Annotated in this window: 19 protein-coding genes; 12 read left to right on the top strand and 7 right to left on the bottom strand. The window is 64.4% G+C overall.

Going from position 1 to position 24,552, the window contains the following annotated elements:
* Positions 1 to 71 precede the first annotated feature (71 nt).
* Entirely contained in the window at positions 72 to 1,376 is a 1,305-nt protein-coding gene (dctA, locus tag ACZYTC_RS19920) for a C4-dicarboxylate transporter DctA (protein WP_488990643.1), read from the top strand.
* Between the two features lie 106 nt (positions 1,377 to 1,482).
* Here the strand turns inward: dctA and ACZYTC_RS19915 are convergent, their stop codons facing one another.
* On the bottom strand, positions 1,483 to 2,940 hold the full coding sequence (locus tag ACZYTC_RS19915; RefSeq protein ID WP_488990378.1) for an NCS1 family nucleobase:cation symporter-1: 1,458 nt from the start codon (positions 2,938 to 2,940) through the stop codon (positions 1,483 to 1,485).
* Between the two features lie 337 nt (positions 2,941 to 3,277).
* Positions 3,278 to 4,609 carry a guanine deaminase gene (gene guaD / locus ACZYTC_RS19910; protein WP_434958774.1) on the bottom strand — a complete coding sequence of 444 codons (1,332 nt, stop codon included), beginning with the start codon at positions 4,607 to 4,609 and terminating at the stop codon, positions 3,278 to 3,280.
* A 540-nt stretch (positions 4,610 to 5,149) separates the two neighbouring features.
* Here guaD and xdhA point away from each other — a divergent pair.
* The 5 genes from xdhA to ACZYTC_RS19885 all read left to right on the top strand — a co-directional run bounded on the left by xdhA (position 5,150) and on the right by ACZYTC_RS19885 (position 12,535).
* Positions 5,150 to 6,649: a xanthine dehydrogenase small subunit gene (xdhA, locus tag ACZYTC_RS19905; RefSeq protein ID WP_488990642.1), complete on the top strand. Its 1,500-nt coding sequence runs from the start codon at positions 5,150 to 5,152 to the stop codon at positions 6,647 to 6,649.
* The gene (xdhB, locus tag ACZYTC_RS19900) at positions 6,642 to 9,026 is read left to right on the top strand and encodes a xanthine dehydrogenase molybdopterin binding subunit (protein ID WP_441770851.1); all 2,385 of its coding nucleotides are present in this window, start codon (positions 6,642 to 6,644) and stop codon (positions 9,024 to 9,026) included. Before xdhA ends, xdhB begins: the two co-directional genes overlap by 8 nt.
* Complete coding sequence (gene xdhC / locus ACZYTC_RS19895) at positions 9,019 to 9,909, top strand: xanthine dehydrogenase accessory protein XdhC (protein ID WP_488990377.1); 891 nt, start codon at positions 9,019 to 9,021, stop codon at positions 9,907 to 9,909. The genes xdhB and xdhC overlap by 8 nt, the downstream gene beginning before the upstream one ends.
* Before the next feature lie 175 nt (positions 9,910 to 10,084).
* Positions 10,085 to 12,028 carry a solute carrier family 23 protein gene (locus tag ACZYTC_RS19890; protein WP_441770849.1) on the top strand — a complete coding sequence of 648 codons (1,944 nt, stop codon included), beginning with the start codon at positions 10,085 to 10,087 and terminating at the stop codon, positions 12,026 to 12,028.
* 171 nt (positions 12,029 to 12,199) lie between these two features.
* Positions 12,200 to 12,535 (top strand): hypothetical protein, encoded by a 336-nt coding sequence (locus ACZYTC_RS19885; RefSeq protein WP_488990376.1) that lies wholly within the window; start codon positions 12,200 to 12,202, stop codon positions 12,533 to 12,535.
* Positions 12,536 to 12,619: 84 nt separating this feature from the next.
* Here ACZYTC_RS19885 and ACZYTC_RS19880 read toward each other — a convergent pair whose 3' ends face one another.
* A complete protein-coding gene (locus ACZYTC_RS19880; RefSeq protein WP_488990375.1) occupies positions 12,620 to 13,972 on the bottom strand; it encodes an alpha/beta hydrolase family protein in 1,353 nt (450 codons plus the stop codon).
* Between the two features lie 98 nt (positions 13,973 to 14,070).
* Positions 14,071 to 15,738 carry an amidohydrolase gene (locus ACZYTC_RS19875; RefSeq protein WP_434958780.1) on the bottom strand — a complete coding sequence of 556 codons (1,668 nt, stop codon included), beginning with the start codon at positions 15,736 to 15,738 and terminating at the stop codon, positions 14,071 to 14,073.
* Between the two features lie 236 nt (positions 15,739 to 15,974).
* Here ACZYTC_RS19875 and ACZYTC_RS19870 point away from each other — a divergent pair, with 236 nt between their 5' ends.
* Positions 15,975 to 17,264, top strand: coding sequence for a CynX/NimT family MFS transporter (locus ACZYTC_RS19870; protein WP_434958781.1), 1,290 nt, complete (start codon positions 15,975 to 15,977; stop codon positions 17,262 to 17,264).
* A 60-nt stretch (positions 17,265 to 17,324) separates the two neighbouring features.
* Here the strand turns inward: ACZYTC_RS19870 and ACZYTC_RS19865 are convergent, their stop codons facing one another.
* Positions 17,325 to 17,948 (bottom strand): TetR/AcrR family transcriptional regulator, encoded by a 624-nt coding sequence (locus tag ACZYTC_RS19865; protein WP_488990374.1) that lies wholly within the window; start codon positions 17,946 to 17,948, stop codon positions 17,325 to 17,327.
* A gap of 121 nt (positions 17,949 to 18,069) precedes the next feature.
* On the opposite strand from ACZYTC_RS19865, the gene ACZYTC_RS19860 reads away from it, so the two are divergent.
* From ACZYTC_RS19860 to ACZYTC_RS19840, 5 genes are all read left to right on the top strand, one after another.
* Positions 18,070 to 19,152, top strand: coding sequence for a polyamine ABC transporter substrate-binding protein (locus tag ACZYTC_RS19860; protein WP_434958783.1), 1,083 nt, complete (start codon positions 18,070 to 18,072; stop codon positions 19,150 to 19,152).
* A 92-nt stretch (positions 19,153 to 19,244) separates the two neighbouring features.
* Positions 19,245 to 20,108, top strand: a complete 864-nt coding sequence (locus ACZYTC_RS19855; protein WP_434958784.1) for an ABC transporter permease — start codon at positions 19,245 to 19,247, stop codon at positions 20,106 to 20,108.
* A 2-nt stretch (positions 20,109 to 20,110) separates the two neighbouring features.
* A complete protein-coding gene (locus tag ACZYTC_RS19850; RefSeq protein ID WP_488990373.1) occupies positions 20,111 to 20,902 on the top strand; it encodes an ABC transporter permease in 792 nt (263 codons plus the stop codon).
* 13 nt (positions 20,903 to 20,915) lie between these two features.
* Positions 20,916 to 21,992 carry an ABC transporter ATP-binding protein gene (locus ACZYTC_RS19845; RefSeq protein ID WP_488990372.1) on the top strand — a complete coding sequence of 359 codons (1,077 nt, stop codon included), beginning with the start codon at positions 20,916 to 20,918 and terminating at the stop codon, positions 21,990 to 21,992.
* A 30-nt stretch (positions 21,993 to 22,022) separates the two neighbouring features.
* Positions 22,023 to 22,766 (top strand): MBL fold metallo-hydrolase, encoded by a 744-nt coding sequence (locus ACZYTC_RS19840; RefSeq protein ID WP_488990371.1) that lies wholly within the window; start codon positions 22,023 to 22,025, stop codon positions 22,764 to 22,766.
* 4 nt (positions 22,767 to 22,770) lie between these two features.
* Here the strand turns inward: ACZYTC_RS19840 and ACZYTC_RS19835 are convergent, their stop codons facing one another.
* Positions 22,771 to 23,502, bottom strand: coding sequence for a glycerophosphoryl diester phosphodiesterase (locus ACZYTC_RS19835; protein WP_488990370.1), 732 nt, complete (start codon positions 23,500 to 23,502; stop codon positions 22,771 to 22,773).
* Between the two features lie 396 nt (positions 23,503 to 23,898).
* A complete protein-coding gene (locus ACZYTC_RS19830) occupies positions 23,899 to 24,129 on the bottom strand; it encodes a helix-turn-helix domain-containing protein (RefSeq protein ID WP_434958789.1) in 231 nt (76 codons plus the stop codon).
* Positions 24,130 to 24,552 lie beyond the last annotated feature (423 nt).

The raw sequence follows: 24,552 nt of genomic DNA, 5'->3' as shown, positions 1-24,552 counted from the left end.
GCAGGACGTGCCGGCCGGTTGCGGGGCAACCACCGACCGCTGCCCCTTCGGACAGGACTATTCCGATGACCATGGATGCCATCACGGCCCCGGCCGGCCGAAAACCACTCATCAATTCCCTCTTCCTCCAGGTTCTCGTCGCCCTCGCGCTCGGCGTCGTGCTCGGCATGACCGCGCCGGGCTTCTCCGTTCAGTTGAAGGTCCTGAGCGACGGTTTCCTCAAGCTGATCTCGATGATCGTGGCGCCGATCGTCTTCTGCGTGGTGGTGCACGGCATCGCCGGCGCCGGGGACCTGCGCAAGGTGGGGCGCGTCGGCGTCAAGGCGCTGATCTATTTCGAAGTGGTGACCACGGTGGCCCTCGCCCTCGGCCTGCTGCTGGCCCTCGTCGCCGGCCCCGGCCACGGCATGAATGTCGATGCCACCAAGCTCGATGCCGGCGCTATGGGCAGCTATGCCGACAATGCGCACAAGATGCAGGGCGCCGGCGTCGGCAGTTTCATCCTCAACATCATCCCGACCACCTCGATCGATGCCCTCGCGCGCAATGACGTGCTGCAAGTCCTGTTCTTCGCCATCGTTTTCGGTATCAGCCTCGCGCTCGTGGGCGGCGAGAAGGCGGAAAGGATCTCCTCCTTCGTGGATGCCGTGGCGACGATCCTGTTCAAGGCCATGTCGCTCATCGTGCGCCTCGCGCCCCTGGGCGTCCTCGGCGCCGTGGCCTACACGGTCGGCAAATACGGCGTCGGATCGCTGCAGCAACTCGTCTCGCTGGTCGGCCTGTACTATGTCGCCGTCGCCGCCTTCGTCATCGTGGTGCTGGGCAGCATCATGTGGATGACCGGCCTGAACATCTTCCGGTTCCTGGCCTATCTGCGCGCGGAACTCGCCATCGTCCTGGCGACCGCCTCTTCAGACGCCGTCCTGCCGCAGGTGATGCGCAAGCTGGAGCATCTGGGCGTGCGCAAATCGGTGGTCGGCCTCGTCATTCCCACCGGCTATTCCTTCAATCTCGATGCCTTCTCGATCTATCTCACGCTGGCTGTCGTCTTCATCGCCCAGGCCACCAACACGCCGCTGTCGCTCGGGGATCTGCTTCTGGTGCTGGGGGTCTCGCTGCTGACCTCGAAGGGGGCCCACGGCGTACCGGGCTCGGCCATCGTGATCCTGGCGGCCACGCTCAACACGATCCCCTCCATCCCTGCAATCGGCCTCGTGCTCGTCCTCTCGGTCGACTGGTTCATCGGCATGGCCCGCGCCGTCGGCAACCTCGTCGGAAACTGCGTCGCCACCGTGGTCATCGCCGCCTGGGAAGGGGACCTCGACCGGGCAAGAGCCGCCAAGGTGCTCGGAGAGAATGGCGACATGGCGGACTGACAAAGAAGGCCACTCTCCCCACTTGGAGTCGGGGATGGGAACATCGCCCCAGCTTCGTACGGAACGAGGGAGCAGCGGCGGCGCATCTCCCTCGCCCGAGTACCTTTTACGCGTTTGCCCCCGACACCTTCACGCCCGGCGCCAGCGAACGCAGCACATAGTAGATGACGCCCGCGATGGCGACGCCGAAGAACCAGCCATAGATGCCCCACCAGGCCGGCAGCCAATTGGTCAGGTTGGGCAGGATGGAGGAGAACAGCGCGCCGATGCCGGCTGCGATCAGCGCCTTGACATGCCAGCCGCCCTGGAAGCGGAACTCGCCATCCTCGCGATAGAGCGCCTCGACATCGATCTCGCCCTTGCGGATGAGATAATAATCGACCAGCATCACCCCGAGGATCGGCCCCATGGTGGAGCCGATGACGCCGACGAAGCTGGCGGCGCTGCCTTCCCAGGGTGCGAAGGGATAGAGCACCAAGGCGATCAGCGCTGCAATATAGCCACCCTTCTTGAAGTCGATGCGGCGCGGGAAGACATTGGCGAAGTCGAAGGCCGGCGAGACGAAGTTCGCCACGACATTGATGCCCAGCGTCGCCACCGCGAAGGTCAGCGCGGCGAGGAGAGCCAGGAACCAGCTGTCGAATTTCGCCGAGATCTGGTCGGGATGCAGCAGCACCTCGCCATAGACGTCATAGGCCGCGATGGTGGTGACGCCAGCCACCATGGAGAACAGTACCAGATTGACCGGCAGACCCCAGAGATTGCCCGTGCGCACCGCGGCCTTGTCGGGCGCGTAACGGCTGAAATCGCAGAAATTCAGATAGAGCGCTGAGAAATAGGTCACCCAGATCGCCGCGACCGCAAACAGCGAGGTCCAGGAGCCGGGCGTGCCGGGCACGCCGGCATCCTTGGTCTTCTCCAGGAGAACCTCGAGGGGAATATCGCTGGAAAAGGCGAAGCTGCCGGATTTGACGCAGAGATAGATCGCCAGGATCAGCATCATCACCCACACCGCCGGGCCGGCCCAATCCTGGAAGCGACGCACCGTCTCCATGCCCTTCTGGATGATCAGGAGCTGAAGGGCCCAGATCACCACGAAGCAGATTACTTCGAGCCCGGAATGGCCGAGGAAATGCACGTCGCGATGAAACTGGGCCAAGCTCTCCGAGCGGATCAGCAGCGCGACGATGGCCCCCGAGGCGGCCGATGTCTGGGCGCCATACCAGAAGCAGGCAACCACGGCCCGCACCAGAGCCGGCAGGTTCGCGCCCCAGATGCCGAAGGAGGCCCGGGCGAGCACCGGATAGGGCACGCCGGTCTTCACGCCGGCATAACCCACCAGGTTCATCAGCGCGTAGATGACCAGCGAGCCGATGCCGATGGCCACGATGAAATTGACGAAGCCACCGCAGAACAGGAACAGGCTGGCCGCAAGATAATAACCCCACAGGCTGTGCACGTCCGATGTCCAGACGTTGAAGATGCTGAACGGCCCCCAATTGCGGACTTTTGCCGGTGCCAGATCCTCGTTGTAGAGGTCGGGCGATGCCCCCTTGATCTCCATTTATCGACTCTCCTGCCCTGCCCGCCGGAGATCATGGCATGACGTCTGGTAATGTCCGGCGGCAATTCCATTCGTCATGGCTGAGCCGAATCTTGGCCCTGCATGTCGCAGTCAGAGCCCTCTCAAGAGACAAGTCAATCAACATCAAAACAATAAGAACCGATATTTTATCTGTACTGACCTCTCTCGATCGCCAGCTCAGCCAATACTACTCGAATGAGAAGCAACCTGCACAGCCGCAAACCATGGGCGCGCGCAAAGTCGCAGCAGGCCGGCAATAAAAAGTCCACCGTCGCCAATCCGCGACGGTGGGCGAACTCAGGCCAGATACTCCGTCTCAGCTGCGCTTGCGCGGCTTCTTCGGCTCGCCCATGACATAGGTCTCCTCCACCGCGCGGTCATCACCGAGCGTGATCAGCACGAAGAGCTCCTCGGCCAGGGTGGTCACCGTCTCCATGCGATGTGCCATGGCCGGCGTCGCCTTGGCGTCGAGCACGACGGCATCACATTCATGGCCCGGTTCGAAACTGCCGATCAGATCTTCGAGGCCGATGGCAATGGCATTGCCGCGCGTCATGGCATGGAACAGCGCCAGCGAATCCAGGCGCTGGCCCTGCAATTGCAGCACCTTGTAGGCCTCGTTCATGGTCTGGAGCATGGAATAGGAGGTACCGCCGCCGATATCGGTGGCGACGCCGATGCGCACCGGCCTGGCAGGATCGCGCATCGCCTTCCAGTCGAACAGGCCCGAACCGAGGAAGAGGTTGGAGGTCGGACAGAACACCGCCACCGCATCGGCATCCGCATAACGCTGGCGCTCGCTCTCGGACAGATGGATCGAGTGCCCCATCAGCGACTTCGGGCCGAGCAGCCCGTATTTCTCGTAGATCGCGGTATAGTCGGCGCAGTCGGGATAGAGCCGCTTGGCGGTGGCGACTTCTTCCAGATTTTCGGAGATATGGGTCTCGACCAGGCAGTCCGGATGTTCGCGCGACAACGTGGCGGCAGCTTCGAGCTGCTCGGGCGTGGAGGTGATGGCAAAGCGTGGCGCGATGGCATAGAGCTGCCGGCCTCGGCCGTGCCAGCGTCCGATCAGGGCCTTGCTCTCGTCATAGCCGGACTTGGCGGTGTCGGTGAGAGCATCGGGCGCATAGCGGTCCATCATCACCTTGCCGGCGGCCATACGGGTGTTGCGCCGCTCGGATTCGGCGAAGAAGGCTTCCGCCGAAGTGGAATGTACCGAGCAGAAGGCGACCGCCGTGGTGGTGCCGTTGGAAAGCAGTTCGTCGAAGAAGAAGGCGGCGCCGCGGGCCGCATGGGCCGGATCGCCATATTTCTGCTCCTCGACGAAAGTGTAGGTATTGAGCCAGTCAAGCAGCTGGGCTGCCCAGGACGCCACCACCTGCGTCTGCGGCAAATGGATATGCGGATCGATGAAGCCGGGCGTGATCAGCTTGCCCGAATGATCGTGAACAACCGCGCCGGCGGGAAGCTGGGGACGCAGAACGGACGTCTCGCCGACCGCCAGGATCTTGCCGCCGGCCAGGACCAGCAGACCGTCCTCGATATAACGCACGGCGCTCGCGCCGTGCTCCTCCGGGCGCTCTACGAACCACAACAGGCGGCCGCGCAGGGCCGTATCCGCCCGCGAGATATCCTTCGTCGTCACAACGTCACTTCCTTCTGGCTGGCGCACAGGGCGCGCGACTAGAGCGCTTTTCTCCGGTGAAGACGCCGTGCCTTCAATGCGGGCACCAGCGTGGGACCTGCGACTGCGTCAGGATCCCATGGCATGGCTCACCGATCATGCCAGTCATCATAACCATATCCCTTTCAGGCGATTGTCACATTTTATTGGGAAGTCCTTCATGCGAGGCCTGTCTACCGCTGCGACGCCCCACGAGAAATTATAAGTGCTACAAAGAGGCCAGGAACGAGCCCGGTTGAAATCTTGGGAGGAGGCGCCGGCGCAGGGAGGCCGGATCGACACCCCCAAACATAGTCCGATCCCGTTGTGGATCGGCCGGGCTCCAGCCCTCCGGCATGTTCGTCGCCGCGCACCCACTCTCGGGTCGCCAGTCGCCGGGCATGCATTGGTATGTTCGGGGCCGGGCATTTTCGCCTGGCTCGCTTCAGTGCCTTCATCGACTATGCTGCAGGGTTGGCTACACCGGGAAACTGGTCAACAGTCCTCGCCAAAACCACATGGATGATCATGCGCCGGACCGTACGATTCCTACTGAACGATCGCCAGTTCTCGCTCGAGGGCTTCGACCCCACGCTGACGCTGCTGGACTGGCTGCGCAACGAGCGCCGGCTCATCGGCACCAAGGAAGGCTGCGCCGAGGGCGATTGCGGCGCCTGCACCGTGCTGGTCGGACGGCTGCGCCAAGAGGGCGGCGGCAAGACCGAACTGCGCTATGAGGCGATCAATGCCTGCATCCGCTTCCTGGCGACTCTCGACGGTTGCCACATCGTCACCGTCGAGCATCTGAAGAAGGCTGGTGGAGGCCTGCACCCCGTCCAGCAGGCGATGGTGGAGCTGCACGGCTCGCAATGCGGCTTCTGCACGCCGGGCATCGTGATGTCGCTGACCGCCCTGTGGCTGGGCGCCGCCGAAGCGCCCTCGCGCGAGCGCATCGAGGAGGCTCTTGCCGGCAATCTGTGCCGCTGCACCGGTTATGGCCCGATCGTATCGGCGCTCGACCGGGCCTATGAGATCGAGGCCTCCAGCACCGACTCGCTGAATGTCGGCCGCGCCGAGATCGCCCGCAAGCTGGCCGGTCTTGCCGACCGGGAGGTCATCGAGATTTCCGAAGGCGGGCGCAGGCTGTTCGCTCCCGCCACCTCGGACCAGCTCGCCGAACTCACGGCCGCCCATCCCGATGCCACCCTGGTGGCCGGTGCCACCGATGTCGGCCTGTGGATCACCAAGATGCTGTTGCGCCCGGCCACAGTGATCACGCTCGGCCGCGTCGGTGAACTCGACCGCATCGAAGACAAGGGCGACCACCTCGTCATCGGCGCCCTGGTCTCGGTCAGCGACGCGCGCGCCGCGCTGGGCGCACTCGACCCGCAGATCGACGAACTCATCCGCCGCTTCGGCTCGGAGCAGGTGCGCAATGCCGGCACCATCGGCGGCAATGTCGCCAACGGCTCGCCTATCGGCGATTCCCCCCCGCTCCTGATCGCCCTCGGCGCCAGCGTGACGCTGCGGCGCGGCGGTGAGCGGCGCACCGTGCCGCTCGAGCAGTTCTTCATCGCCTACAAGAAGCAGGACCGTCAGCCTGGCGATTTCGTCGAGGCCCTGATCGTGCCCAAGCCCAGGCCGGGCACGCTGTTCCACGTCTCCAAGATCTCCAAGCGTTTCGACGAGGACATTTCGGCCGTGTGTGCCGCCTTCCGCCTCGAGCTGGATGGGGCGGGCCTGACCACCAATGCCGTACTGGCCTTCGGCGGCATGGCCGCCACGCCCAAGCGCGCAGCCGCGGCCGAGGCGGCTCTCGCCGGCCGGGCCTTCAATGCCGAGGCCGCCGAAGCTGCGGCCCTCGCCTTGGCCAGTGATTTCAAGCCTCTCGACGACTGGCGCGCCAGCGCACGCTACCGCTCGACGGTAGCCGCCAATCTGATCCGCCGTTTCCAGGCCGAGACCACCACCGGTTCCGTCCACCGGGTTGCCGGCATCCTCCGGAGTGACGCCCATGCATAAGCCCGTCTTCGCTGCAAATCGCGATCAGGTCACCGGCGGCGTCTATCAATCCACCCGTCACGATTCCGGTCACAAGCACGTGGCCGGCGAGGCGCTCTACATCGACGACATGCCCGAACCGGCAGGCCTGCTGCATGCCGCTCTCGGCCTGTCACACTGTGCCCATGGCCTGATCAAGGAGATCGACCTCTCGGCGGTGAAGGACAGTCCCGGCGTCGAACTGGTGCTTACGGCGGCCGATGTTCCCGGCGTCAACGATGTCAGCCCCTCCAACCATCACGACGACCCGGTCTTCGCCGAGGGCAAGGTGATGTTCTACGGCCAGCCGATCTTCGCCGTGATCGCCCGCACCCGCAACGAGGCGCGCCTGGCTGTGGCCAAGGCCAAGATCACCTATGAGGAATTGCCTGCGGTTCTCGACATCGCCGCCGCCCGTAAGGACGGCCAGAAATCCGGTAGCTTGGACCTCGTCGCCGAACCGATGAGCCTCAACCGCGGCGATCTCGATGCGGCGATGGCTGCCGCCCCCCGGCGCATCAAGCGCTCGATGAATCTCGGCGGCCAGGAGCATTTCTATCTGGAAAGCCACATCGCCCTCGCCGTGCCGGGCGAGGACGGCGACGTCACCCTCTATTCCTCCACCCAGCATCCCAGCGAGATCCAGCATGCGGTGGCGCATGTACTGGATGTGCCGAGCAACGCCATCACCTGCGAGATCCGCCGCATGGGCGGCGGCTTCGGCGGCAAGGAGACCCAGGGCAACATCTTCGCCGCCATCGCTGCCCTGGCGGCAAGGCGCACCGGCCAGGCGGTCAAGCTCAGGCCCGATCGCGACGACGACATGGTCGCCACCGGCAAGCGCCACGATTTCGTGATCGACTACGAAGTCGGCTTCGACGATGAAGGCCATATCCTGGCTGTCGATATCCTGTTCGCCGCCCGCTGCGGCTTCTCGGCCGACCTGTCCGGCCCGGTGACCGACCGCGCACTCTTCCATGCGGACAACGCCTATTTCTATCCGGCCGTGCGCCTCAACGCCCAGCCCTTGCGGACCCATACCGTCTCCAACACCGCCTTCCGCGGTTTCGGTGGGCCGCAGGGTGCAATCGGCGCCGAGCGCCTGATCGAGGAAGTGGCCTATGCCACCGGCAAGGATCCGCTCGAAATCCGTAAGCTCAACTTCTATGGCGGGCCGGGCCGCGACCTCACCCCCTATCACCAGACGGTGGAGGCAGACCTCTCGGCCGAGATCATCGCCAAGCTCGAGGCATCGAGCGACTATCAGGCCCGACGCGCCGAAATCCGCGCCGAAAACGCCAGGCAGAATGCCCAGGGTGGCGTCTTCCGGCGCGGCATCGCGCTGACGCCGGTGAAGTTCGGCATCTCCTTCACCAATAGCTGGCAGAATCAGGCCGGCGCGCTGGTGAACGTCTATACCGATGGTTCGGTGAGCGTGAACCATGGCGGCACCGAGATGGGCCAGGGCCTCTACATCAAGGTCGCCCAGGTGGTGGCGCAGGCCTTTCAAATCGATCTCGACATGGTCAAGATCACGCCGACCACCACCGCCAAGGTACCCAACACCTCGCCGACAGCGGCCTCCTCCGGCACCGATCTCAACGGTATGGCGGCGCTGAACGCCTGCAACAACATCAAGGAGCGCATGGTCGCCTACGCCGTGGAGAAGCACGGTATTCCCGCCGACCAGGTCGAATTCCTGCCCGGCCGCGTGCGCGTCGGCAATCGCGAGATCGAATGGCCGGATTTCGTCAAGGAGGTCTATAGCAACCGCATCCAGCTCTCCTCCTCCGGCTTCTATCGCACCCCGGACATCTATTGGGACCGCAAGGCCGGCCGCGGGCGCGCCTTTTACTACTATTCTTACGGCGCCGCCGCCTCGGAAGTCACGATCGACACGCTCACCGGCGAATACCGGGTCGAGCGGGTCGACATCCTGCACGACGTCGGCGCTTCGCTGAATCCGGCCATCGACATCGGCCAGATCGAAGGTGGCTTCGTGCAGGGCATGGGCTGGCTGACCACCGAGGAATTGTGGTGGGACAATAAGGGGCGCCTGCGCACCCACGCGCCCTCCACCTACAAGATCCCGGTGGCTTCGGACCGTCCGCGCATCTTCAACATCGACCTCTTGAACAAGCCCAACCACATGCCTTCGATCCACCGCTCCAAGGCCGTGGGCGAGCCGCCGCTGGTGTTGCCGGTCTCCGTCCTGCACGCCTTGTCGGATGCGGTGGCCAGCATCGGCGACCACAAGATCTTCCCCGATCTCGATGCGCCCGCCACGCCCGAGCGCGTCCTCTTCGCCGTCGAGGCGATGCGCGCGAAGGTGCGGGAGAGGAGCGGGGGCCATGGTTGATCTCGAGATCGGCAAGCTCCTCGCCACGATCGAAGCCGATGGCCGCCAGGCCATTCTGGTCGAGATCGCGGCGGCGCTGGGCTCGACGCCGCGCGGCGTCGACGCGCTGATGCTGGTGACATCCCATGCGGTTGCCGGCACCATCGGCGGCGGCCATCTCGAATTCCATGCCATCGACGTGGCGCGGTCCATGATCGCCGAAGGCAAGGAAGGGCGCGGCCCCAAGGCACAGAGCATGGACCTGCCGCTTGGCCCGATGATGGGCCAGTGCTGCGGCGGCCATGTCACCCTGCGCTTCGAGCCGGTGACCACCAAGGTGGCCGCCTGGCTGGGCGACCATGAGGCCAAGCTCATGGATGCGCGGCCGCCGGTGCTGGTATTCGGGCTCGGCCATACCGGCCGGGCGCTCGCAGCCATGCTCTGCCTGCTGCCTTTCGCGGTGACGCTGGTGGACGATCGCGCCGAGATGCTCGCCGGCCTGCCCGAAAACTGCCGCGTGCGCCATCTGGAGGATCCGGCCGATGCCATCGCGGACGCCCCGGCCGGCGCCGCCTATATCATCCTCACCCACAGCCATGCGCTCGACTACCGGCTGACCGAGGCGGCCCTGGAACGCCGCGATGCCGCCTATGTCGGCATGATCGGCTCCAAGACCAAGCGCAAGCGGTTCGAAAGCCAGTTCCTGCGCAACAGCGGCACCCTGACCATGCTCGGTGAACTGACCTGCCCGATCGGCGGCGCCGATGTCGACGACAAGCGCCCCGAGATCATTGCCAGCCTGACGGCGGCCGAGCTGGTGCGATGCTTCGCCCAGCGCGCCGCCAGGCTGCAACGCCCCGCCTGGGCTCCGGCCAAGACGGGCATCGCAGCCTCGACCGGCTGATCGCCGGTCTCGTACCGGCCAGACTCCGGCCAGAACCTGACCTGAAGTACCGGCGCCCTTCTCCCGCTCGCGGCGAGGATCGCCTCTGCACGCCCATGCCACAGCAATAAGAATGCCGTCGACACCCTGCTGAGTCCGGTGCGATGGCCGCCAAACTCAGGAGGGAAGACGCCCGATGACAACGCTAACCCAGATCAGCGAGGCGTCCGGCACCGCCTCGGAGCGAACGGCGCGGGTGCACCCCGTCGATGAGGTCCTGCCTTTCGCCAAGCTGGCGACCTATGGCTTCCAGCACGTACTCGCCTTCTATGCGGGTGCGGTGCTGGTGCCGATCATCGTGGCGAGCGCGCTCAAGCTCAGCCCCGAGCAGTTGATCCACCTGATCAATGCCGACCTCTTCACCTGCGGCATCGCCTCGATCATCCAGGCGGTCGGCATCGGCAATATCGGCGTCCGGCTGCCGCTGCTCCAGGGCGTGACCTTCACCGCGGTGAGCCCGATGATCGCCATCGGCCTCGCCGTCGGCGGCGGCACCGAAGGCCTGCTTTCCATCTATGGCTCCGTGCTGGTGGCCGGCCTGTTCACCTTCGCCGTGGCCTCCTATTTCGCCAGGCTGACCCGCTTCTTCCCGCCGGTGGTGACGGGGTCGGTGATCCTGATCATCGGCGTGGCGCTGCTGCCCGTGGCCGCCAACGACATCGTGGTGGGCAAGGGGCCAAACGCGATGCAGGACCCGGTCTTGCTCAAGAACCTCGCCTACGCCTTCGGCACGCTGGCTCTGATCGTCGGCATCCAGCGCGTGTTCACCGGCTTCATGCAGACCGTCGCGGTGCTGATCGGCCTGGTCGCCGGCACGCTGGTAGCCTGGGCCCTGGGCGATGCCCATTTCAGCGAAGTCGCCAATGCCGGCTGGGTCGGCTATACCTCACCCTTCTATTTCGGCTGGCCGACCTTCTCGATCACCGCCATCCTGTCGATGATGGTGGTGATGATCATCACCATGGTCGAGACCACCGGCGACGTCTTCGCCACCGGCGAGATCGTCAAGAAGCGCATCGCTCCCGAGGACATCGGCCGCGCCATCCGGGCCGACGGCGTCGCCACCTTCATCGGCGGCGTGCTCAACTCCTTTCCCTATACCTGCTTTGCCGAGAATGTCGGCCTGGTCCGGCTTACCCAGGTCAAGAGCCGCTGGGTGATCGTTGCCGCCGGCGTGATCATGATCATCCTGGGCTCGCTGCCCAAGGCGGCTGCCATCGTGGCCGGCATCCCGCATCCCGTGCTCGGCGGCGCCGCGCTCGCCATGTTCGCGGCGGTGGCCGTGGTCGGTATCCAGACGCTCAGCAAGGTCGATTTCAACAATCACAACAACATCGTGATCGTCTCGACCAGCGTGGGCCTGGGCATGCTGGTGACGTCGCAACCCTTCGTGGCCAACGCCTTTCCGCAATGGGCCCAGATCATCTTCGGCTCGGGCATCACGCTGGGCGCCATTTCGGCCATTGCGCTCAACATCATCTTCAACCATGTCGGCAAGGTGCACAGCCCCGCCGTGGCCGGCCGCCCCGGCCATACGCTGGTCACCCTCGCCGACGTCAACAAGATGAGCAGCGCCGAATTCGCCAGGACCTTCGGCGGCCTGGTCGAGAATACGCCCTGGGTGCTGGAACGGGCCTATGCCTTGCGGCCCTTCGCCGACACCATCGCACTGCGCTCGGCCTTCCATGACGCCTTGCTCACCGGCTCGGCCGCGGAACAGCTGCAATTGCTGAACTCCTTCGCCGATCTCGGCAGCGAAGGCGACGCAGGCAGTACCTATCTGCTGGATCACGCCGATGCAGGCATCGACAATGAAGATCTGGCCGAGGTGAACAGGCTGGCCGTGGCCTATCGCAAGCATTTCGGCTTCCCGCTGATCATCTGCGCGCATGAAGTCGAGCGCTATGAGCGGGTGCTGGCGACCGGTTGGTCGCGCATGGCCAACTCGCCGACGGTCGAGCGTTCCACGGGCCTGATCGAAATCGCCAAGATCGCCAACCATCGCTTCGACAAGCTCGTCGCCAATGCCAATCCGATCGCCACCTCCCATCTGGTGCAATTGCAGGAGCGGTTCGTGTGAAGCGCCCGGGCGCTTGACGCCAGACGGATCGCGAAGAAAGCCCCCCGCATCGCCTGCCGGGGGCTTTCGGCGTTTGTAATCCTTGCCTCGCGCCGGTGCCGCCCGGGCAGGGTTGTTTGTGACACCCCGATGACGCATGGTCTGCCCGATTCACAATCGAAGGACCGACACGTGGGCGACACCAAGAAGAAAATTTATGAATATCTGATTGAAGGAGCGACGTCGGGTCTGATCGACGAAGAGCTCCATGCGTATATTGTAGGCCGAGTCTCCAAGGCGAACAGCAAACGTATCGCCCGGGCAGGTTTCCTCGCCCTCAGCGATCCGGAATTGACTGATCGGAACGTCCTGAACACGATCTATGCTTTGGCCATCAAGCATAGGCTCGCCGGTAGTGGCGCTGAGGAAGCCGAAGAAGCGTCGGAGGAAAGTTCCGGGAAGGCCAATGCCTCCGACTCCAAGGCGGCGAGCCTGCCCCTGCCGGAGAAGAAGCCCAAGAAATCCTGAGGGTTGGCACCGAGAGCCTACAGCCCTCGAACGTGCCGGGAACGGCAGGTTTGCTTGCTGGGTTCGCCCGATTCTGGGCTCGTGCTATCGTTCGTCGAGTTTCAGAGCCTGGCGCAGCGCCACCAGGCTCTGGGCGGCTCCCTTATCCTCATCCCAATAGCGGGTATGGGTGAAGATCCGCCCGATCAGGGGCACCCGCCCGCTTATTCTGACAGCGACATCCCTGACGCCTGTGCCGAAATTGCCGCGAACCGGCCCCGAGATGATATCGCCGAACAGGGCCAGCTTGCCCGGGTCGTAGATATTGGTCCAACGCACCAGCGAGAAGGGGGCCGCGTGGTGCAGCCGCATCGCTGCCGCCGTCGGATCGGGCACAGGATAGGCATAATCGCCCGAGGCTTCCGTGGCCGGCGGGGCACTCGGCAGCCGGCGTGCCTCGACATCCTGCTTCAGGGCCTTGAGATCGCGCGCAATCAGAAATTCAGCATGGGTGAGCGGGCAGCCGAGGGTGACGAGGTCGGAAATCAGCCAGCGTTTCCTCGGGTCTGAATGCGCCTCCCGGAGGCCTGCGAACAGCCCCTTTTGCGCGATTTGATAGGCATCGAGGAGACCGGCGTCGGAGGGTTTTGCATTGAGGTCCTCGCCCGCCTTTCTCACCGCCGCCAAGGCATCCGCCACCCTACCCGCCGGCGCGAATGTCCGTGCCGCATATTCTTCCGCCCACAGGAGCCGGACCAGGTCATAGGCGATGACGCTGCCCAGGCTGTGGCCGACCAGGATGATGCGGTCATACTCGCCGCTCCTCGAGAGTGTCTGCAAGAGTTCGAGGCCGCGTTTCCGAATCTCGCGGCGCGCCTGGATATTGGCAGGCTTGGCCCGAATGTAATGCGCTACATCGCCGAAATAGGCGACGGCGAAGCCGATGAAGATGGCGCTCAGGGCCGTGAAGACCCAGAGCAGCCCCTTCACCCAGCTATCCAGCTTCCAATCGAGGATTTGTGCCAGGCCCTGCAGAGAAAGGAGGCCGATCACCCCGATCGTGGCGATCCAGAGCGCCAGCCAGATGCCACGGACATCGCTGGGAACCCGGCCCGGCCGACGCAGGAGCAGCGACATGAACCAATCGCGCAACTGGGCCGTGGTGGTGCTCGTGGTGAGATCGGCCCAGTAGAATTCGAAGAAATCGACTCGCGGCGCGTCGCTTCCCTCGTGATGACCGCCTGACCGGGTGGTGATGCGATAAAGTTCGTAGGAGGCATTGCGTGTGTCCGGTTTCCACCAGACCGGGTTTCCACCCTTCGGCGGATCGTCCCGCCGGCGCCCGTCAATGTCAGGATTGTGAACCCAGACGGCTTCGGCGAAGCCCCGTAGGGTCGCCATGGGCATCTGCTCGCCCATGCCATGCGTGAGAATGACGGCACTCTTGCGACCCGGCATCGCATGTCCCCACAATCAAGGCCTGGCAGTGGAGCCAAGCCTTGCCCGGGGAACAGCAAACGACCGAAGTCGTGACGCCTTCGTGAACGGACCGGGTTTCAGGCCTGGTGGGTGATCCTGCCGTCGCAGATCGTCGCGACCGGACGCAGCGCCGCCAGTTCGGCCGCAGGCGTGGCCTCGATATCGCCGGAGAGGATCACGATATCGGCAAGGTAGCCGGGCTTGAGCCGGCCCTTGCGGTCTTCCATGAACTCGACCCAGGCTCCCTCGCTGGTATAGGCGGCAAGCGTTTCCGTCAGGCTCAGGCGTTGGTCGGGCATGCCGTCCTTCCAGGACTGACGGGTCATCGCATCCTGGATGCAGCTCAGCGGCGACAATGGCGAGACCGGCCAGTCTGTTGCAAAGACGATACGCGCGCCGGCATCCTTCAGGGTCCGCCAGGCGAAGGCGAGCGGCCAGCGCGCCTCGCCGATGCGGGTGAGATAGGGCTCCAGGGGCAGGCCTGCCGAGCCGGGCGGATGCGTGGGCTGCATGGACGCCACCGTGCCGAGCTCGGCGAAGCGCTTGACGTCGTCAGGATGGACGACCTCGACATGCTCGATGCGATGCCGGCTGTCGCGTGGCCCGTTGGCCTTGCGCGCGGCCTCATAACCGTCGAGCACGATGCGCACGGCGCCATCGCCGATGGCATGCACGGCCACCTGCAGGCCGAGCCTGTCGGCCTCGACCGCGACGCGCGCAAAATGCTCGCGCGTGAACAGTGGATCGCCCTTCCAGCCCGGTTCGTCGGCATAATCGTCCACCATCACGGCGGTGCCGGATTCGGTGACGCCATCGACGAAGACCTTGACGAAATCGCAGCGCAGCCTGTCGTTGTCGAAGCGCCGGCGCCAGTCTGCCGCCTTCGCCTCGATCATGCTCAGATCCATGAAGTTCTTCATGTGGAAGGGCATGCGCACGCGCACTGGCAAGCCATGCTCGCGCTCGATCTGCTCCAGGATTTCGAGCTGGTAGAGATTGCCGTCCATCGCCTGCACGCTGGTGAGGCCGAGTTCGGCGCAATAGGCGAGGCCCCGGCGGATCAGCGCCAGATCGGAAGCCCGCTCCTCGGGCGTGACATGATCGGGATCCCCGCCCGTGCCGATACCGAGATGGTCGCGCCCGGCGGTAACGCCCATCTCCGCTACCGGATCGATCGCATTGGTTTCCTTGAGCTCGCCGGTGGCCAGTCCATCCTCGCCCATCACGATCTCGTTGCCCACCCCGACGTCACGCCCCTCGAGGATGCCGGCCGCCTTCAGCGCAGCCGTGTTGGCCCATGCAGTGTGGCGGTCGGGCGCCAGCATCATGAAGGGCCGGTCCGGCAGGATGGCATCGAGATGGTGGCGGCTGACCTTCTCGGTGTCAGACAGGATGGTGTAGTCGGCCGACAGGCCGACGAGCAGGCGAAGATCGGGATTGGCGGCCGCATAGGCGGTGACGGCCTGCCTGAGGGCCTCGAACCCCTTCACGCCGAACAGGGAAAGCTGGGTGAGAGACACCGAGCCGCCGAAGATGTGCATATGGGCTTCGTTGAGGCCGGGCAGCACGGTGCCACCCCTGGCATCGATGCGCCTTGTGCCTTCCCCCGCCAGAGCCAGGATCTCGCTGTCGCTGCCCACGGCGAGCAGTCGGTTGCCGGCGACCGCCAGGGCCTGGGCGCGCGGGCGCTCCTCATCCATGGTGAGAATGCGGGCATTGTGGATGATGAGATCGGCCTGCGGCATGTGCCCCCCGGAAATCCTGCCGTTGCAATAAGGCGCGCAACAGAGCCTATTCCGGCAGGCCGGGCAAGCTATTGAGGCACCGCGGGCCTGCCGCGTTTTGGCGCATGCCTCCCCTGCATGCATCGGGACGCAGGATGGTTGAGCGCCATGGCCGATGTCTCTATTGCTAGGACTATTCGCGCCGCTTTCCCGCACCGGCTGCCCGTTGTTTTCCTCCATTTCGAAACGAACATTGTTTGACCGACAGATCCTTTGAGAAGCCGTTGCGGCCTTCCGCCGATCCTGAGGCACTGCATCCCCCACCGGGAGAGCCGCTGATCGATGTCGAGGAAGGGCCGGAACCCGGTGGAGCGAGCCTGACGGCGCGCGTCCTGCTCGGCGTCAGCCTGGTGCTGATCGCCGCCAATCTCAGGGCGGTGTTCTCGAGCCTGTCGACTGTCTTGCCGGAAATCGTGCGTGACACCGGCCTCAATTCCTTGTGGTCGAGCGTGTTGACCACGCTGCCGGTGGTCTGCCTCGGCATCTTTTCTTTCCCCGCCCCGAGCCTTGCCCGGCGTTTTTCGGCAGAACGCGTCATCCTCGCCTCCATGCTGACCATCGCGCTCGGCACGGGTTTGCGCGGCCTCGGCCAGGCCCCATTCCTCTTCGTCGGGTCCTTCCTGGCCGGCGCCGGCATCGCCATGATCAATGTGCTGCTGCCCGGGCTGGTCAAGCGCGACTTCCCCAAGCAGATCGCCCTGATGACGGGGCTCTACACCATGGCGCTGTGCGGCAGCGCGGCCGCTGCCGCGGCCTTTACCGTGCCGCTCGAAAAGGCACTGTCCGGCAGTTGGCCCGCCGCGCTGGCTTTGTGGGGGGTGCCGGCACTCGCCGCCGCCATGATCTGGGCACCCCAGGCTTTCAAGACGGGCCATGACCACGCTGCCGCCAAGCCGGCCGTCAAGGGGCTGTTCCGTGACAGGCTCGCCTGGAAAGTCACGCTGTTCATGGGCCTGCAATCGGCCATGGCCTATATCGTCTTCGGCTGGATGGCACCGATGCTGCGCGATCGCGGCATGGAAGGCACCAGTGCGGGGCTCCTGGTGTCGGGCTCCGTTGTCGTGCAGATGCTGGCCTGCCTGGCCACGCCGCCTTTGGCCATGCGCGGGCGCGACCAGCGCCTCGTCTGCCTTGTCCTGCTCGCCTGCGGCGCGGTCGGATTTGCCGGCTGCTACTGGCTGCCCCTGTCGCTCACCTGGATCGGCGCCATCTTCTGCGGCATCGGCCAGGGTGGCCTGATCGCGGTGGCGATGACGCTGATCATCCTGCGCTCGCCCGATGCACATGTCGCCGCCCGCCTGTCCGGCATGGCGCAGGGCTTCGGCTATATCATTGCCGGTTTCGGCCCGCTGCTTGCGGGGCTGCTGCGCGGCATCACCGGCAGCTTTGCGGCACCGACGCTGCTGTTCATTGCCTTCGCCCTCATCGCCGCCTGGAGTGCCCTGGAAGCGGGGCAGGACAAGATGGTGCAGGTGAAGGCTGAGTGAGGCGTAACGAGCCTTCTCCACGAAGTGAGGAAGGCTCGTCGCGGCCGGTTCTGGTCCGCCTCAAGTCCCTGTGTCCGCGATCAAGCCTGACAGTGGCCGGTTCTGGCGTTCCACCTGGGCCTTCAGCGCTTCCAGGGGCATGGCCTCGTCCTTGGCGAATTCGATGAACATCAGGTTGAGATTGTTGAAGAACATCTCGCCGGCTGCGGCCGCGTCTACATCCGCACGGACGGCGCCGCGCCTCTGCAAGGTCTGGACCAGGCTCGAGACCTGCCCACAGAGCCGCCGGTCGAGCTCGGTGTAGCGCCGGCTGAACGGGCTGTCGGGCTGCTGGATCGACAGCGCCATGGCAACCCGCCACATCTCCTTGGACAGATAGACCAGGGAATGGTCGTAATATTGCTCGATCAGTGCCTGCAGGGCCGCCGCGACGGTCGCAGGCGGATTGGCCACGATGCGGCGGCCCGCATCCAGCACCTCCTCTACCTCCATGGTGACGGCGGCGAGCAGGATGTCGCCCTTGTTCTGGTAGTAGTTGTAGAGCGTGCCGACCGATACTTCCGCGCGTTGGGCGATGTCCTCGATCCTGGCGCTATCATAGCCCACGTCCCGAAAGAGCCACGTGGCCGCCTCGAGGATGCGCCGGTTCCTGTCCGCCTTCTGCTTTGCGCGTAGCCCCGCCATATCACCTCCCTTGGCCGCGTCCTCTGAATGTGTTCTAAAATTGATATTGACTTAAAAAATGAACTCACTCAATTTCTTTATTAGAGCACCGTCAATGCGTGCCGCCAGCCAGAGGTTTGACATGACATTCGCAAGCCGCGCCCCTGCGCGCCGTCTCCTCCTCGCCACCATCCTCGCCAGCACGGCCGGCCTTTCGAGCATGGCAACCGCCCGTGCCGCCGACGAGCTCAATGCCCTGGTCTGGTGCGACCATACCGACCCGGCCCTGATCGAGCCCTTCGAGAAGGCCAACAACGTCAAGGTCAACCTCAAGACCTATGAAGGCACCGGCGCGGGCCTCTCCATCATCGCCCAGTCCCGGCCGGGCGATTGGGACGTGCTGGTGATCGACGCCATCGACGTCAAGCGCGCCGTCGACCAGAATCTGCTGGCCGAAATGCCCGCCGATGCCCTGCCGTTGGCCGACACGTTCCCGGAAGTGCGCATGGAGGCCCAGAACAGCAAGGACGGTAAGATCTACGCCGCCACCGAAAAGTTCGGCTACAACACAATTTCCTACGACAAGACCAAGGTCGACCCGAAGGACATGAAGGACCTGTCGGTGATGTGGTCCGACAAATACAAGGGCCGCATCGCCATCTATGACTATTACATGCCGGTGATGGGCCTGGTTCAGGTCGGCCTCGGCAAGAAGACGGCCGAGCTCTCGGACGCCGACCTGCCGGCCATCCAGGAAAAACTTGCCGCGATGAAGAAGGTCTCCAAGCAGGTCAGCGAGGTCACCGCCTCGCAGACCGCCCTGGCCACGGGCGAAGTCGACATCCTGGTCGGTGGCGGCGAATGGATCACCGCTGCGCTCTCGGCCGAAAAGCCCAATCTCGACTGGACCGTGCCGGATCAGGGCGCCGTGCGCTGGGCGCAGTCGATCGGGGTGATGAAGGATGCCGCCCACAAGGAGCTGGCCCTGAAATTCGTGCAATACATCCTCAGCCCGGAAGGCCAGGCGCGCCTCGCCACCTCCTCCTGCTATTGGGCGATGCCCGCCAACAGACGCGCCGGCGACAACCTGACCGATGCCCAGAAGACGGCCCTGCGCTGGAACGACCAGGCCGGCTATCTCGCCAAGGCTCAGCTCTATCCCGCGCCCAATGCCGATCTCGACAAGAAGATGCAGGACGCCTGGACCGACATGATGCAGCAGTGAGGTTGGAGCGCGGACTTCCAGTCCGCTCTTGAAAACGCGTCGCTTGCAGGATGGGAAGAGCGGACTGGAAGTCCGCGCTCCAAGGAGCCCTCATGACCGCATCCAGTCTCGAAGCAGCCGAGCACCGCAGGGCCTGGGGCTTCGTCCTGCCGGCGCTTGGCTGGACGCTGGCCTTCTTCATCGTGCCCTTCGGCTTCATGGCGGCGATGAGCCTGTGGTCGCTGCAGGGCGGGCAGATCGTCCAGAGCTGGAATCTGAACAACTACCTGGCTTTCATCCAGAAGGAGTCCCTTCTCAAGGGCCTCGTCAATTCGCTGGAAATCACGGCGATGGTGACGGTGCTTTCGGTGCTGCTCGCCTATCCCCTCGCCTGGATCATCGCCGAACGCGTGCCCAAGCGCTATCAGCGCCTCGCCCTCATCCTGGCCGTACTGCCGTTCTGGACCTCCTATGTGGTGCGTTCCTATGCCTGGCTGCTGGTGCTCTCCAAGGCCGGCGTGATCAACCAGGCCCTGCTGGCGCTCGGGGTGATCGGCGAGCCACTCGACCTCGCCTCGACACGCACCGCCACCGTGATCGGCTTCGTGCATTTCTTCGTGATGCTGCTAACGCTGACCATCTATGCCAATCTGATCCAGCTCTCGCCGAACTACCGGCGGGCCGCGGCCGATCTCGGCGCCAACGGCCTGCAGACCTTCTGGCATGTGGTGCTCCCCCTGACCCTGCCGGGCATCATGACGGGAGCGTTCCTCACCTTCGTGCTCTGCATCGGCGACTACGTCACCCCGCAGATCCTCGGCGGCAACAACGAGCTGGTTCTGCCGCAGATCATCATGCTCCAGCTCGGGCGCCGGGCCGACCTGCCCATGGCCGCCACCCTGTCGATCATCCTGATGGTAGTGGTGACGCTGGCCTATGTCGCCTGCGCGCGCTGGCTGAAGATCGAGAGGGCCTGAGCATGACGCGCAAGACCTTGCTCAACGCCCTCAGCGGTCTTTATGCCGTGGCGATCTTCGGCTTCATCTTCCTGCCGGTGGCGGTGCTGGTGCTGTTCTCCTTCCAGGACGGCCGCCTGCCGGTGCCGCCGTTCAACGGGGCCTCGCTGCAATGGTACCGGGCGGTGTTCGCCGACGGCAAGCTGATGGCGGCCATGCTCAATTCCCTCATGGTGGGCATCGGCTCTTCTGTCGTCGCCTGCCTGCTCGGCTTCCTCGCCGCTTATGCCCTGGCGCGCTACAAGCTGCCCGGCTCGGCGCTGCAACGCGGCCTTTTGATCGCGCCGATGACGGTGAGCTACCTCATCATCGCCCTCGGCCTGCTGACGGTGCTGAACGCCCTGCACCTGCCGCTCTCGCTGTGGACGGTGAGCATCGGCCATGTGGTGATCAACCTGCCGCTGTGCTTTGCCATCATCTATTCCTCGATGGGCGACCACCACATCAACATCGAGCGAGCCGCCCGCGATCTCGGCGCCAGCGACCTCAAGGTGATGGCGCTGGTCACCGCCCCGATGCTCACGCCCTCGATCCTCGCCGCCTTCTTCCTGTCCGTCACCTTCAGCTGGGACGAATTCATCATCGCCTTCCTGCTGTCCCGCTTCGACGTCACCCTGCCCGTCGAGATCTGGAATCTCCTGCGCTCGGGCCTCAACCCCAAGACCAACGCCATCGGCTCGCTGGTCTTCCTCATCTCCATCCTGGTGCTGGTCATCGTCGAACTCACCGTCTTCGGAAGGGCCAAGAAATCATGAGAGAACCGAAATCATGACCGCCTCGGTTTCCGTCCGCAATGCCAGCAAGACCTTCGGGGCCTTCACCGCCCTGGACGATGTCTCGCTCGAGATCGCGGCCGGCGAGTTCATCGTGCTGCTCGGCCCTTCCGGCTGCGGCAAGACCACCCTGCTCTCGATCCTGGGCGGCTTCCTGACGCCGAGCGCCGGGCAGGTGCTGATCGGCGGCAAGGACATGACGGACGTGCCGCCGGCGCGGCGGCCCACCACCACCATGTTCCAGGACTATGCCCTCTTCCCGCATATGCGCCTGATCGACAATGTCGGCTTCGGCCTGCGCATGCGCGGCATGGGGCGGACCGAGCGCGACGAGAAGGCGCTGAGCTACCTCGCACTGGTCGGCCTCGACAAGGCGGCCGCCAAGAAGCCGCATGAATTGTCGGGAGGCCAGCGCCAGCGCGTCGCCCTTGCCCGCGCTTTGGCTGTCGATCCCGACGTGCTGCTGCTCGACGAGCCGCTCGGCGCGCTCGACCTCAAGCTGCGTCGCCAGATGCAGGACGAGCTGAAGGCGATCCAGAAGCGGGTCGGCACCACCTTCGTGCATGTCACCCACGACCAGGAGGAGGCGATGGCCATCGCCGATCGCATCGTGGTGATGAATGCAGGCCATATCGAGGATTTCGGGCCGCCGTCCCAGGTCTATATGCGGCCGCGCTCGCTGTTCTCCGCCGGCTTCATGGGCGAGGCCAATTTCATTGCCGGTGAGGTCGCCGATCTCTCGGGCGATCAGACCCGCATCGATACCGCCCTGGGCAGTGTCGTGCTGCCCTGCGCCGGCTTCACCACGGGCGAGCCTCGCAGGAACGAGGCGGTGACGCTCTGCATCCGGCCCGAGCATTTCCGCCCGACGGCGGGCGAGGAAGGGCCGATGGTTTCACTGGGCGAGGCCATAGTCACGGGCGGGGCTTTCTTCGGCACGCATTACCGCTGCCATCTCCAACCCGCCGCCGGGCCGGCCCTGGTCGCGCATCTGCCGCAATCGGCCAGCCTCAGGGAGGGGCAGTCTCTGGCGCTTGCGGTCAAGCCCGATGATGTGGTGATCTTGTCCTGACGCGTCCGGACGACAACAGGAAAACGCCCGATGCAGCGGATAAGCCCCGATAAATGGTACGAGGTAAGGCGTCTTGCCGACGACATCACCGCCATCGGCGAGCCCTATATCCAGGAATTCTATCGCTGCAACATCTGGCATGTCCGCGGGCGCGACCGCGACATGCTGGTTGATAGCGGCATGGGCGTGGTGTCCCTGCGCGAATGGGTGCCCATGGTCACCGAGCAGGACCTGATCGCGGTGGCGAGCCACACCCATTTCGACCATATCGGCTGCCATCACGAGTTCGAATGCCGCGCCGTCCATAGTGCCGAAGCGGATCTTCTCGCCAACCCGACGCGGCAGAATACCCTGGCCGATCCCTATGTTACCGACGAGATTTTCGACGCCCTGCCGCCGGAGCCCTATTGCTCGACCTGCTATGCCGTAAAGCGGGCACCGGCCACACGCCTCCTGGAAGATGGCGATATCATCGACCTCGGTGACCGCGTCTTCGAGGTGATCCACACGCCCGGCCATTCACCGGGCGGCATCGCGCTGTGGGAAAAACGCACAGCGACGCTGTTTTCCGGCGACATCCTCTATGACGGGCCGCTGATCGAGGACACCTACCACGCCAACGCACAGGACTACGTCGCCTCGATGGAGCGGCTGCTGCGCCTGCCCGTCCGCATTGTGCATGGCGGGCATTTTCCCAGCTTCAGCGGCGAGCGCTACCGTCAGTTGATCCGCACCTGGCTCGAAGGCAAGGGCAGGAGTGTGCCGCCGGCGTGACGCTTCAGGCCACCCGCAGGATGCGGCCCGGGAAGTCGGTGAAGACGCCGGCAACGCCGAGGGAGAACAGCTCCAGCGCCCGCTCGGCGGTGTTGACGGTATAGGACAGCAGCGGACGTCCAGTCGCCTTGTAGGCGGCGATGCTCTCGGGCGTCTCGCGCTCCTGGTCGAAATTGATAGAGGCCGCTGCCACCCTGTCGGCAATGTCGGCCCAATCGGCCGGGCGATCCCAGATCAGATAGCCACGCGGCAGATCGGGGGCGAGGTCTCTCGCCGCTTCCAGGCTTTCGACCGAGAAGGAGGAGAGAATCAGCGGCGCCCCGGTCGGGCCAAAGGCGCGGATCGTCTTCAGGGCGACCTCTGCGGTGCGAACATCGGTGCCAGGCGAGGGCTTGATCTCGACATTGAGGCCAAGCTTCAGCTCCTTGCACAGTGCAAGCACCGAAGGCAGGTCTGGAATGCGCTCGCCGGCGAATGGACGGCCGAAGCGCATACCCGCATCGAGAGCCTGGAGCTCCTGCCAGGTAAGGTCGATGACCGGTCCCCGCCCCGTGGTGGTTCGCTCCAGCGTATCGTCATGAATGACGACGGGCACCCCGTCCTTGCTGAGCTGCACGTCGATCTCGACCATCGCAACGCCAAAGGCTGCTGCGCAGCGGATCGATTCGAGCGTGTTCTCCGGCGCGTGCGCGGCAGCGCCGCGATGCCCAATGACACGGGGAAGGGTGAGGGGCATCGTCGGTCTCCAGAAGCGGATCAAGAGGATCACACGCTCCATGGCCCGAAGCGCCGCCAATGGCAAGATCACGAACCCAGCTGCCCCCACTTCTTCGCACGACGGCAGGCCGATCCAGACGCACCGTCCCCGCACCCGGATAGGGATGCGGAGACGCAATTTTGATTTTTTCAGATTTTTCGTGAGGACCGGTTCCTGGACCGACCTCGGATCGGCTGGGTTCACCCCCCGGGAACGCCAACCTCAAATCTTAGGTCATGAGACGATTGAACGAACTGTGGCGGTGCCGGTTTTCGGTTTGGACCAGGTCCGCTTGAGTGAACCACCTCGCAAAGCCCACGCTTTGCACCAGGGCGTCAGGCCCTTGAGGCAGTTCAGAAGGGAAGGCTCAGCCGGTTATTCGCTCGGCAAGCCGAGGGCGGCCGCGACGCGGCGCAGATGCGCGGGGCTGACATCGTTGCCCAGTTCGAGGTCTTCTATCTCATCGACCGTGAGACCGCAGGTGACCGCGAGATCTTCCCTGCTGTATCCCTTGGCTTCGCGGACCTGCCTGAAGAGGTCCGTACCGACGGGCACCGAGGAAGTGCAGGTCTGGGCAAGGGTATGATCGCTTCCGGTATGGGACATATAAATCCTCCTTGTTGAGAACCGGGGAAATGGATTTGTTGTGTGTCTCCCGTCCTGGATGGTGAAGGCGGCACAACATGCCTTCCAATTAACGATTTGCCAAGTATCCGTCTGCGCGGCTTGTGCATTGCGAGCACAACACTGCACGAGGGACTACTTAAGCTACTGTTTCAGCTTTGCAATATCGATCAAACACGGGAAAAGGCCTAGGGAGATCGGCCCTTTCCTTAGGTATTGCCTTTAATCTGTCTTGGTTGGAACAGGAGCGAATCAGGCTTTTTGACCACCGGCAAGGATCGCACTCCACCTGCCATGGTCGCCACGCACGGATACTGACAGCTCGCGCCCGGGAGATCAAGCCGTCCTTTGCAGGGTCGCCCACATCCGGGCCATTTCGCGATCTGGCGACATCCGAGGAGGTCA

The sequence above is a fragment of the Labrys sp. F242 genome (assembly GCF_057813875.1).
Note: the sequence above shows the minus strand (reverse complement) of the source record. Positions and strands in the feature narration are given on the sequence as shown.